We start from the raw sequence: 10,293 nt of genomic DNA on the forward strand, positions 1-10,293 counted from the left end.
TAAGTAGCCGTTACCGCAGCAACGGATATGTACTCAAGATCACCCCCGGTCCAAGGCCACCCCCTCCCGAGCCTTACGCCTGTTCTTGATCCCGTAGCAAACCCACATAAACACCACCCAAACCGGAATCGCATACACCGACACCTGAATCCCCGGAATCAGCAGCATCACCCCAAGAATAAACACCACAAACGCCAGGCAAACATAATTCCCATACGGATACCAAAGCGCCTTGAACAACGGCACCTGCCCCGTCCGATCCATATGCTGCCTAAACTTGAAATGCGAAAAACTGATCATCGCCCAGTTAATCACCAGGGTCGCCACCACCAGCGACATCAGCAACTCCAGCGCATGCTGCGGAATCAGATAATTCATCAACACCGCCACCAACGTAATCGCCGCCGAAGCGAGGATCGACCGCACCGGCACCCCACGCTTGTCGATCTTCGCCAATGCGCGAGGCGCGTCACCCTGCTCGGCCATCCCCAACAACATCCGGCTATTGCAGTAAGTGCCGCTGTTGTAAACCGACAACGCCGCCGTCAACACCACAAAGTTGAGAATGTGCGCCGCCGTATTACTGCCCAACATCGAAAACACCTGCACAAACGGACTGCCGCTATAAGCGTCACCCGAAGCGTTCAGGGTCTCCAGCAAACTGTCCCAAGGCGTCAACGACAACAGCACCACCAACGCACCGATGTAGAAAATCAGAATCCGGTAGATCACCTGATTGATCGCCTTCGGAATCACCGTGCGCGGCTGGTCCGCCTCAGCCGCGGTAAACCCGAGCATCTCCAGACCACCAAACGAGAACATGATGATCGCCATGGCCATCACCAAACCACCCACACCATGGGGAAAGAACCCACCGTGCTCCCACAGGTTGGTCACCGAAGCCTGCGGCCCGCCGGTGCCGCTCACCAGCAGATAACTGCCCAGGGCGATCATGCCAACAATGGCAACCACCTTGATGATCGCAAACCAGAACTCGGCCTCGCCGAAAACTTTGACGTTGGACAGGTTGATCACATTGATCAGCACAAAAAACGCCGCCGCCGACACCCAGGTCGGGATCTCGGGCCACCAGTAATGCACGTACTTGCCGACGGCCGTCAGCTCCGACATGCCCACCAGGATGTACAGGATCCAGCAGTTCCAGCCCGACAGAAAACCGGCGAAACCGCCCCAGTATTTGTGGGCAAAGTGGCTGAAGGAACCGGCTACCGGCTCTTCGACGATCATCTCGCCCAGCTGGCGCATGATCATGAAGGCGATAAAACCGCAGATGGCATAACCGAGGATCATCGACGGCCCGGCGGATTTCAGCACGCCAGCCGAACCCAGGAACAACCCGGTGCCAATCGCGCCACCGAGGGCGATAAGTTGAATATGACGATTTTTCAGGCCGCGCTTCAGCTCGCCTGAATGCGAGTTGGCTTCACTCATGGAAAGGGTCTCACGCAAGGTTTGATCTGTGACGAAATCGAAGCCGGCTGGCTTGTGGCCAGGCGGAGTGCACGGGGCGGATAGCCCTGAATAGTGGGATCACAGTAAAACGCGGCGCATTGTACACCGCCAAACCTGTCTGGGCCGACAGGATGCGATGCGGCGGAGAGCAGGGACATTGGGAAAATTCTTTCAGATATCGAGAAATTGACGGTGAGACCTTTCCGACAGGAAGACGCAACCAACTGACTGTTTCGTCGACATAAACCAAATCGCCATCAAAACAGAATAAAAAATCCAAATGAAACCGTGTCAATAAAAATTTTGCATTCCCAAACACACTCTTCTAGGTTCATCCACTTGCCCAGCGCAGCCCGCTGGCAAGCTCGTTCTCAAACACAGTCATCTAGGAGATTCACCATGCAAGCACTGGAAAACGACCTGGAAACCGAACTGCAACTCGACGATTGGTTTGAAGCGCCGACCCACGAGGCCGCCGTTGAAATGATGCAAGCCGATGCCGTTGTGCCGTTCGGCACCGCGATGTGGCCTTTCTAATCTGATCAGGCACCCCGGCAGGTGCGGGACGCCGCACCTGCCACTGCTCCTACCGAAGGCTTTGAAGGAAGGACGTCATGGACAAGGCCCGCGCCGTCGAACATTTTCTCTATTACCTCGCCCATCACCCGGCCCTCACCGGCCTGCACCGCCCCACCATTCTGCTCGGCCATACCGAACGCTACGACGCCATCGCGCAATCGATCACCCAAGGCAGCGCCGCCCGTTTCGACTTCCAGGTACAACGCCTGGACCAGGCCCCCAGCGAAGCGCTGGCCAAGGCCATCGAAGACTGCGACCTGTACATGTTTCTCTACGATTCTTCGACCTTGCCCAACCCACGTGCCGAGGGCCCGGACTTTATCCGCGCGCTGCAAGGCGTGATGGCCGAGCACTGGAAAAAATCCCTGCTGCTCAAGGACTACGGCGACTATTTCTACGACACCTTCAGCGTCGCCCCACAGCGGATTGCCGACCTTAACGCCACGTTGATCCGGCGCATGTCCCAGGCCAGCATGTTGAGTTTCACCGACCAGCATGGCTCGCGCCTTGAAGCGCCCATGAGCAGCATCAAGAAGTGGACCAATATCAACGGCGTCGGCAACCACGACCTGGCGCCCGGCGAGATCGCGACCCATAGCGAAGCCATCAATGGCCAGGTGCGGTTTGTAGGCACCTTCCTCAGCACCATTCCCTTTGCGCGCAAATACGGCGTGCTGCAATCACCGCTGGAACTGTGGATCGAGAACTCGACCATCTGCACCGTGGCCAGTGAAGTGCCGGGGCTGGCGGATGACTTCAACAAATACCTGAATGCCAACCCGTCCAACCGTCGGGTGGAGGAACTGGGCATTGGCACCAATGAAGGCGTGAAGGATTTGTATGCGCGCAATGCCGGCTTTGAAGAGCGCCATTGCGGGCTGCACCTGGGCTTGGGTGGCGGGCAGAAAGGCAGCCATCATCTGGACCTGATCTTCGCCAGTGGCGTGCTAGCCCTCGACGATAAACCCGTGTTCGATGGGGCTTTCATGTTCTGACACGTCCGCCAAAACAATGGAGATCAAATGTGGGAGCGGGCTTGCTCGCGAATGCGGTGTATCAGTTGATACATCCAGTGACTGACCCACCGCATTCGCGAGCAAGCCCGCTCCCACAATGGACCTGCTTTGCTTTATAGAGCAGGTTCCAAATCCAGACCAAAAAAAACGCCAACCCGAGGGTTGGCGTTTTTATGCAGCGCTTAACGAATCACTGCGGCTTCTTGCGACCAAAACCTGGACGCTGGCCGGAACCGGCCGGTGCACCACGACGCTTGCCCGATGGCGCGTCATCGACCAGTTTCAAGCCCGGGCGCTTTTTCGGCGATGGCTTGGCTGGGCGTTTGGTGCTGGCGCTGTCGTCGGGACGGCCCGCAGCCGGAGCACCACGGCCAGACTCGCCACGGTTACCGCGACCGCCCGTTGGGGCATCACCACCACGACCCGCTGGACGCGGTGCACGCGGCGCACGTTCGCCATCCTGACGGGCCGGGGCCGAAGGACGACGCTCGCCTTCGATGTGCGGCTCGCGGGAGATACGGCCGCCAGTGGCCGGTGCATCCAGCGCAGGGCGCAGGGTGCGGGCAACACGGTCGGTACGTGCCACAGGACGCGACGATTTACGCTGCATACGCTCGAGCTTGTCTTTGCTCTTGGCGTTCATCTGCGGCATGGCCACCGGCGTCAGGCCAACTTCGGCACTCAGGATGTCGACTTCGAACTGGCTCATTTCGCGCCAGCGGCCCATCGGCAGGTCGGAGTTGAGGAACACCGGGCCGAAACGCACGCGCTTCAGGCGGCTGACCACCAGGCCCTGGGATTCCCACAAGCGACGTACTTCACGGTTACGGCCTTCCATCACTACGCAGTGGTACCAATGGTTGAAGCCTTCGCCGCCTGGAGCCTGCTTGATGTCGGTGAACTTGGCCGGGCCGTCTTCCAGCACGACGCCGGCTTTCAGGCGCTCGATCATTTCGTCATCGACTTCGCCACGCACACGGACGGCGTATTCACGGTCCATCTCGTAGGAAGGGTGCATCAGGCGGTTGGCCAGTTCACCGTCGGTGGTGAACATCAGCAAGCCGGTGGTGTTGATGTCGAGACGACCGATGTTGATCCAGCGGCCTTCTTTAGGGCGCGGCATCTTGTCGAATACGGTTGGACGGCCTTCCGGGTCGTCACGGGTGCAGATTTCGCCATCAGGCTTGTTGTACATGATGACGCGACGCACCGATTCGGCGGCCTCTTCACGCTTGATGACCTTGCCATCAATGGTGATGGCGTCATGCAGGTCGACGCGCTGGCCAAGGGTGGCTTCAACGCCGTTGACCTTGATGCGCTTCTGGGTGATCCAGGCTTCTACGTCGCGGCGCGAACCTACGCCGATACGGGCGAGGACTTTCTGCAGTTTTTCACCTGCGGGGCCGATTTCCTGGCTGTCTTTCTGGTCTTGGTCACTCATCTTAAGCACCTCCCGGTGTGTCGATTCAGGCTTGGCCTGAAGATAGTAAAAGCTGGGCTTTTGGCGAACGCATCGCCAAAGGGTCGCGAATCATACGCGTAAGCCACGCATTGCGCATCAGAGACTAGTCGATAAGTAGTGGCTCACGCGGCATTGCGCCGACCAGTGGTGCCCATATGTAGGAGCGAGCTTGCTCGCGAAAAACCTGAGGGCGCCGTTGGGCATCTGATTCCCCGCGTTATCGTTCACGACCTTCGCGAGCAAGCTCGCTCCTACAGGGCAGCGTGTCAGTCTTCGAATTGGCGGCGTTCGTTTTCGATGGCTTCGGCCAGGGCGCGGGCTTCGTCTTCTTCGTCGCTCAGCGGCGGTTGTTTGAGCGCCGCGACGGCGGCCAGGAGTTTGGTACGGGCTTCGGCGACGCCAAGGATGTCCTCCTCGGGTTCAGGCTCGGGCTCATCTTCAACTTCGACTGGCGGCTCAACCTCAACGTTCAGTTGCAGCGCAGGCTCCTGCTCACCCTCACCCACCGCGCCATCACGCAGCAAATCGTCGAAGTCGGTCTTGATGCCTTGCTCCATATCGTCCAGTTCCAGCAACAGCGTATGGAAACTGGTTTCGTCCTTCGGCTCTTCCGGCTCGGCGCTGGCGTCTGCCAGTTCCTGCAAACTTGCCGGCACCGGTGCGTCGTCGAAGTCCAGGACCGGGTCCGGTTCCATCTCCCGCAGTTCGGCCAACGGCGGCAAATCGTCGAGGTTTTTCAGGTTGAAGTGGTCGAGGAACACCTTGGTGGTAGCAAACATCGCCGGCTTGCCGGGCACATCCCGATAGCCAACGATCCGAATCCACTCACGCTCCAGCAACGTCTTGACGATATGGCTGTTGACCGCCACGCCCCGCACGTCTTCGATCTCGCCCCGGGTGATCGGCTGGCGATAGGCGATCAGCGCCATGGTTTCCAGCATCGCCCGGGAATAACGTTGCGGGCGTTCCTCCCAGAGGCGGCCAACCCACGGCGAAAACTTCTCGCGGATTTGCAGGCGATACCCGGAAGCCACTTCCCGCAGCTCAAAAGCACGGCCGTCGCAGGACTTGCGCAGAATCTCCAACGCCTTCTTGAACACCGGCGGCTCAGGGCGCTCGGCTTCTTCAAACAGTTCGAACAGGCGTTCCAGGGATTGCGGCTTGCCCGAGGCCAGGAGAAAGGCCTCCAGCAGCGGGGCCAGTTCGCGGGGTTCAGTCAGATTCATCGATTCAGCTCTTTATTCGGCTCGCGCCCGCACGTGGATAGCCGCAAAATGCTCATTCTGGACCAGCTCGACCAAGGATTCCTTGACCAGTTCGAGGACCGCCATAAAGGTCACCACCACCCCCAGGCGCCCTTCTTCCTTGGTAAACAGTTCGACGAAAGGCACAAACCCGCCGCCCTTGAGGCGGTCCAGCACATCGCTCATGCGCTCGCGGGTGGACAGCGCCTCACGGCTGACCTGGTGGCTTTCAAACATATCGCCACGGCGCAGTACTTCGGCCATGGACATCAGCAATTCTTCCAGGCTTACGTCTGGCAGCAGTTTGCGCGCCCGGGCTTCCGGGGCGTCGAGCTTGGGCACCACCACATCGCGACCAACCCGGCTCAGGCCGTCGATGCCTTCGGCAGCGGCCTTGAAGCGTTCGTACTCCTGCAGGCGGCGGATCAGTTCGGCGCGCGGGTCATCCTCTTCCGCCTCGATGCTTTCCGAGCGCGGCAGCAGCATGCGCGACTTGATCTCCGCGAGCATCGCGGCCATCACCAGGTACTCGGCAGCCAGTTCCAGGCGCACGGTCTGCATCAACTCGACATAGCCCATGTATTGGCGGGTGATTTCCGCCACCGGGATGTCGAGGATGTTGATGTTCTGTTTGCGGATCAGGTACAGCAGCAAGTCCAGCGGGCCTTCGAAGGCTTCGAGGAAGACTTCCAGGGCGTCCGGCGGAATGTACAGGTCCAGCGGCATTTCCATGACGGCTTGACCGTAGACCATGGCAAATGGCAGTTCCTGCTGGGCGCCCGCCTGGCTGTCGACGGATTCCACGGCCGACATTCAGGCCTCGACCATGAACGGTGCCGGGTCGCCACAACCCACGCGCACCACTTCCGGCTCGCCGTCGGCAAGGTTGATCACGGTGGAGGCCTTGTTGCCGCCGTAGCCGCCATCGATGATCAGGTCGACGTGTTTTTCCAGGAGGCGGCGCATTTCGTAAGGGTCGTACAACGGCTCGGTTTCACCCGGCAGGATCAGCGACACGCTCATCAGCGGCTCACCGAGTTCGGCCAGCAGCGCCAGGGCGATCGGGTGTTCCGGCACCCGCAGGCCGATGGTGCGCTTCTTCGGGTGCAGCAGCAGGCGCGGCACTTCGCGGGTGGCGTTGAGGATGAAGGTGTAGGGGCCAGGCGTGTGGGCCTTGAGCAGGCGGAAGGTGCCGGTGTCTACCTTGGCGAACAGTCCTAGTTGGGACAGGTCGCTGCAAATCAGTGCGAAGTTGTGGTTCTTGTCCAGGTCACGCAAGCGTCTTACGCGCTCGACCGCATTCTTGTCGCCGATCTGGCAACCGATTGCGTAGGAGGAATCCGTGGGGTAGATCACCACGCCACCGGCACGGATAATCTCCACGGCCTGTTTGATCAGGCGCGCCTGCGGGTTTTCCGGATGAATCTGGAAGAATTGACTCACGTGTTCTACCTGTTCAGACGGTGGCAATAATGGGGTCATGTTTGAAGCGACACCAAAGGGGCGGCAAATCTTCCGGGACGGCGCGGTACTCGCCAATCTCGGACCAGCCGCCAGGGCCATGAAAATCACTGCCGGCGCTGACCAGCAGACCAAATTCGCGGGCAAGAATCGCCAAACTACCCACCTGTTCGGCGGGTTGATGCCCGTTGACCACTTCAATTGCGTGGCCGCCCGCTCCAATATAGTCGCCAATCAACTTGCGGCGCTTGCTGCGGGTGAAATCGTAATGCCACGGGTGCGCCAGGCTGACCCAGGCACCTGCTGCCCGCAATGTGCCGACGGTGTCTTCCAGGGTTGGCCAGTGTTGCTTGACGTCCCCCAGCTTGCCGGCACCCAGCCATTTGCGGAACGCTTCGGCGCGATCCTTTACAAAACCTTCACGCACCATCCAGTCGGCAAAGTGCGGACGGGCCGGGGCGTTGCCGCTGTCGCCCAGCTCCTGCTGGATCGCGCGGGCGCCTTCCAGACCGTTGGGCATGCCCTTGAGGGCCAGCTTGCGGCTTATTTCTTCGGACCGCAGCCAGCGGCCATCGTGCAATTTGGCGATGGCCTCCACCAGCGGCGGCGCGTTGACGTCGAAACCGTAGCCCAATACGTGGATGGTTGCGCCGCCCCAGGTGCAGGACAATTCAACCCCGTTGACCAGTTGCATGCCCAACGCATCCGCCGCTTCACGGGCCTCTGCCAGGCCTTCGAGGGTGTCGTGGTCGGTCAACGACAGGACTCGCACGCCTTTTTCAAACGCACGCGCAACCAGGACCGCGGGCGCCAGGGCGCCGTCGGAGGCTGTGCTATGGCAGTGCAAATCAACATTCACGGGAGTGTGTAACCTCAAGTCAGCTGGCGCTTTCGCTACCAAGGATGTTTGTTATTATGCCGCCACATCCAGCTTCTGGCTCTTACTGTGAAACAATTCATCGACTTCATCCCGCTGTTGCTGTTTTTCATCGTTTACAAAATCGACCCTCGCGTTATCGATATTGCCGGCCACGAGCTGACAGTCGGTGGCATCTACAGTGCCACGGCGGTGCTGATCATCAGCTCCGTGGTGGTCTACGGCGCGCTCTTCATCTCCCAGCGCAAGCTGGAAAAAAGCCAATGGCTGACCCTGATCGCCTGCCTCGTCTTCGGCAGCCTGACCCTGGCCTTCCACAGCGAAACCTTCCTTAAATGGAAAGCCCCGGTGGTCAACTGGCTGTTCGCCCTGGCCTTTATCGGCAGCCACTTTATCGGTGATCGCCTGCTGATCAAGCGGATCATGGGCCACGCGCTGAGCTTGCCGGAGCCGATCTGGGTGCGCCTGAACATCGCCTGGATCGTGTTTTTCCTGTTCTGCGGCGCCGCCAACCTGTTCGTCGCCTTCACCTTCCAGAGCTACTGGGTGGACTTCAAGGTGTTCGGCAGCCTGGGCATGACCGTGCTGTTCCTGGTCGGCCAGGGTATCTACCTGTCGCGCCACCTGCATGACACCGACCCTACCACGCCGAAAACCGAGGACTGACATGCTCTACGCCATCATTGCCACCGACGTCGCCAACTCCCTGGAAAAACGCCTGGGCGTGCGCCCGGCCCACGTTGAGCGCCTGAAGCAACTGCAAGCCGAAGGCCGCATCGTGCTCGCCGGCCCGCACCCGGCAGTCGACAGCAATGACCCGGGAGACGCCGGTTTCACCGGTAGCCTGATCGTCGCCGAGTTCGCCTCCCTGGCGGCGGCGCAGGCCTGGGCCGACGCTGATCCGTATGTCGCGGCCGGCGTATATGCTCATGTGCTGGTCAAGCCGTTCAAGCAAGTCCTGCCTTGATTCGTTGCGCGCTGAACCAAATGGCTTCAGCGCACTCCTAATCGCTCATTATTCCCGGTAACCTGCCGACAACGTTCTGAATATTCGTGTGGAATCAGGAGTTCCGATGCGCTTACGTCAGTTGTGTCTGTTGGCAGTGTTAATGATCGGGGCTACGGCCCACGCTGAAGAAACCTCGAACACCGGCAGTTCCACGCCCCTGTCCTTGAGTGCCGGCAGCCAGATCACCGATTTGCAGCAACGTTTGAAAGAAAGCGAACGGCAGCGGGATGAACTGAGCAAGCAATTGCAAAGTGCTGACGCCACCCGGGAAAGCACCCAACTGAGTAAACTGCGCCAGGAGAACCAACGCCTGGTCCAGCAACTCAAAGAAGCACAGGGCAGTGCCTTGCCACGCTGGCTTACCGAGCAACAGCAATGGTTCGTGACCGGTGGAGCAGTCGCGCTGATCGCCCTGCTGTGCGGGATCTTCGCCAGTGGCGGGCACCGGCGCCGTCGACAATGGCTAAATTGAGTGAGTCATGAGCGAGCTGTTACTGATAGATGATGACCAGGAGCTCTGTGAGCTGCTGACCAGTTGGTTGAGCCAGGAAGGTTTCCAGGTGCGCGCCTGCCATGACGGCTTGAGCGCCCGCAAGGCATTGGCCGAAGCCGCCCCGGCGGCCGTGGTGCTCGACGTGATGCTGCCCGACGGCAGTGGCCTGGAGCTGCTCAAGCAATTGCGCAACGACCACCCGGAGCTGCCGGTGCTGATGCTCTCGGCTCGCGGCGAACCGCTGGACCGGATCCTCGGCCTGGAGCTGGGCGCCGACGATTACCTGGCCAAACCCTGCGACCCTCGCGAACTGACCGCCCGCCTGCGCGCTGTGCTGCGCCGCAGTCACCCGGCCGCTGTGTCTACACAGCTGGAGCTGGGTGACCTGTGCTTCAGCCCGGTGCGTGGCGTGGTCACTATCGATGAACAGGAGTTTGCCCTGACCGTTTCCGAAAGCCGTCTGCTGGAAGCTTTGTTGCGCCAGCCGGGCGAGCCGCTGGACAAGCAGGAACTGGCGCAAATCGCCCTGGGCCGCAAGCTGACCCTGTATGACCGCAGCCTGGACATGCACGTCAGCAACCTGCGCAAGAAGATCGGCCCGCACCCGGATGGCCGGCCACGGATCGTGGCGCTGCGTAGCCGCGGCTACTACTACAGCCTCTAAGCACAACACCTGTCC

The 10,293-nt window shown here is 60.2% G+C and carries 12 protein-coding genes; 6 read left to right on the plus strand and 6 right to left on the minus strand.

Going from position 1 to position 10,293, the window contains the following annotated elements:
* Nucleotides 1–39: 39 nt before the first annotated feature.
* Nucleotides 40–1,452 (minus strand): amino acid permease, encoded by a 1,413-nt coding sequence (locus SNL23_RS23470; RefSeq protein ID WP_318303728.1) that lies wholly within the window; start codon nucleotides 1,450–1,452, stop codon nucleotides 40–42.
* 420 nt (nucleotides 1,453–1,872) lie between these two features.
* On the opposite strand from SNL23_RS23470, the gene SNL23_RS23475 reads away from it, so the two are divergent.
* Nucleotides 1,873–2,010 (plus strand): hypothetical protein, encoded by a 138-nt coding sequence (locus SNL23_RS23475; RefSeq protein WP_003175756.1) that lies wholly within the window; start codon nucleotides 1,873–1,875, stop codon nucleotides 2,008–2,010.
* Nucleotides 2,011–2,087: 77 nt separating this feature from the next.
* The gene (locus SNL23_RS23480; RefSeq protein ID WP_167663457.1) at nucleotides 2,088–3,047 is read left to right on the plus strand and encodes a leucyl aminopeptidase; all 960 of its coding nucleotides are present in this window, start codon (nucleotides 2,088–2,090) and stop codon (nucleotides 3,045–3,047) included.
* A 211-nt stretch (nucleotides 3,048–3,258) separates the two neighbouring features.
* Here the strand turns inward: SNL23_RS23480 and rluB are convergent, their stop codons facing one another.
* The 5 genes from rluB to SNL23_RS23510 form a co-directional block, all read right to left on the minus strand.
* Nucleotides 3,259–4,509, minus strand: coding sequence for a 23S rRNA pseudouridine(2605) synthase RluB (gene rluB, locus SNL23_RS23485; RefSeq protein WP_076015876.1), 1,251 nt, complete (start codon nucleotides 4,507–4,509; stop codon nucleotides 3,259–3,261).
* Nucleotides 4,510–4,796: 287 nt separating this feature from the next.
* Nucleotides 4,797–5,756: an SMC-Scp complex subunit ScpB gene (gene scpB / locus SNL23_RS23495; RefSeq protein WP_318303730.1), complete on the minus strand. Its 960-nt coding sequence runs from the start codon at nucleotides 5,754–5,756 to the stop codon at nucleotides 4,797–4,799.
* Nucleotides 5,757–5,768: 12 nt separating this feature from the next.
* Nucleotides 5,769–6,467: a segregation and condensation protein A gene (locus tag SNL23_RS23500; RefSeq protein WP_318303735.1), complete on the minus strand. Its 699-nt coding sequence runs from the start codon at nucleotides 6,465–6,467 to the stop codon at nucleotides 5,769–5,771.
* Nucleotides 6,468–6,587: 120 nt separating this feature from the next.
* Nucleotides 6,588–7,217, minus strand: a complete 630-nt coding sequence (locus tag SNL23_RS23505; RefSeq protein ID WP_143503604.1) for an L-threonylcarbamoyladenylate synthase — start codon at nucleotides 7,215–7,217, stop codon at nucleotides 6,588–6,590.
* 13 nt (nucleotides 7,218–7,230) lie between these two features.
* Nucleotides 7,231–8,094, minus strand: a complete 864-nt coding sequence (locus tag SNL23_RS23510; RefSeq protein WP_076015880.1) for a PHP domain-containing protein — start codon at nucleotides 8,092–8,094, stop codon at nucleotides 7,231–7,233.
* 87 nt (nucleotides 8,095–8,181) lie between these two features.
* Here SNL23_RS23510 and SNL23_RS23515 point away from each other — a divergent pair, with 87 nt between their 5' ends.
* The 4 genes from SNL23_RS23515 to SNL23_RS23530 all read left to right on the plus strand — a co-directional run bounded on the left by SNL23_RS23515 (nucleotide 8,182) and on the right by SNL23_RS23530 (nucleotide 10,278).
* Nucleotides 8,182–8,778: a septation protein A gene (locus tag SNL23_RS23515; protein WP_318303731.1), complete on the plus strand. Its 597-nt coding sequence runs from the start codon at nucleotides 8,182–8,184 to the stop codon at nucleotides 8,776–8,778.
* Nucleotide 8,779: 1 nt separating this feature from the next.
* A complete protein-coding gene (locus tag SNL23_RS23520) occupies nucleotides 8,780–9,079 on the plus strand; it encodes a YciI family protein (RefSeq protein ID WP_076015882.1) in 300 nt (99 codons plus the stop codon).
* Between the two features lie 106 nt (nucleotides 9,080–9,185).
* Entirely contained in the window at nucleotides 9,186–9,593 is a 408-nt protein-coding gene (locus SNL23_RS23525; RefSeq protein WP_003220067.1) for a hypothetical protein, read from the plus strand.
* Nucleotides 9,594–9,600: 7 nt separating this feature from the next.
* The gene (locus SNL23_RS23530; RefSeq protein ID WP_063027667.1) at nucleotides 9,601–10,278 is read left to right on the plus strand and encodes a response regulator transcription factor; all 678 of its coding nucleotides are present in this window, start codon (nucleotides 9,601–9,603) and stop codon (nucleotides 10,276–10,278) included.
* The last annotated feature ends 15 nt before the right edge of the window (nucleotides 10,279–10,293 follow it).

It is taken from the genome of Pseudomonas sp. SED1, assembly GCF_034044025.1.
GTDB lineage: Bacteria > Pseudomonadota > Gammaproteobacteria > Pseudomonadales > Pseudomonadaceae > Aquipseudomonas.

Coding starts and splice junctions, on each gene's coding strand:
- rluB (WP_076015876.1), bottom strand. CDS start 4,509: ATGAGTGACCAAGACCAGAAAGACAGCCAGGAAATCGGCCCCGCAGGT.
- SNL23_RS23530 (WP_063027667.1), top strand. CDS start 9,601: ATGAGCGAGCTGTTACTGATAGATGATGACCAGGAGCTCTGTGAGCTG.
- SNL23_RS23480 (WP_167663457.1), top strand. CDS start 2,088: ATGGACAAGGCCCGCGCCGTCGAACATTTTCTCTATTACCTCGCCCAT.
- SNL23_RS23525 (WP_003220067.1), top strand. CDS start 9,186: ATGCGCTTACGTCAGTTGTGTCTGTTGGCAGTGTTAATGATCGGGGCT.
- SNL23_RS23470 (WP_318303728.1), bottom strand. CDS start 1,452: ATGAGTGAAGCCAACTCGCATTCAGGCGAGCTGAAGCGCGGCCTGAAA.
- SNL23_RS23475 (WP_003175756.1), top strand. CDS start 1,873: ATGCAAGCACTGGAAAACGACCTGGAAACCGAACTGCAACTCGACGAT.
- SNL23_RS23520 (WP_076015882.1), top strand. CDS start 8,780: ATGCTCTACGCCATCATTGCCACCGACGTCGCCAACTCCCTGGAAAAA.
- scpB (WP_318303730.1), bottom strand. CDS start 5,756: ATGAATCTGACTGAACCCCGCGAACTGGCCCCGCTGCTGGAGGCCTTT.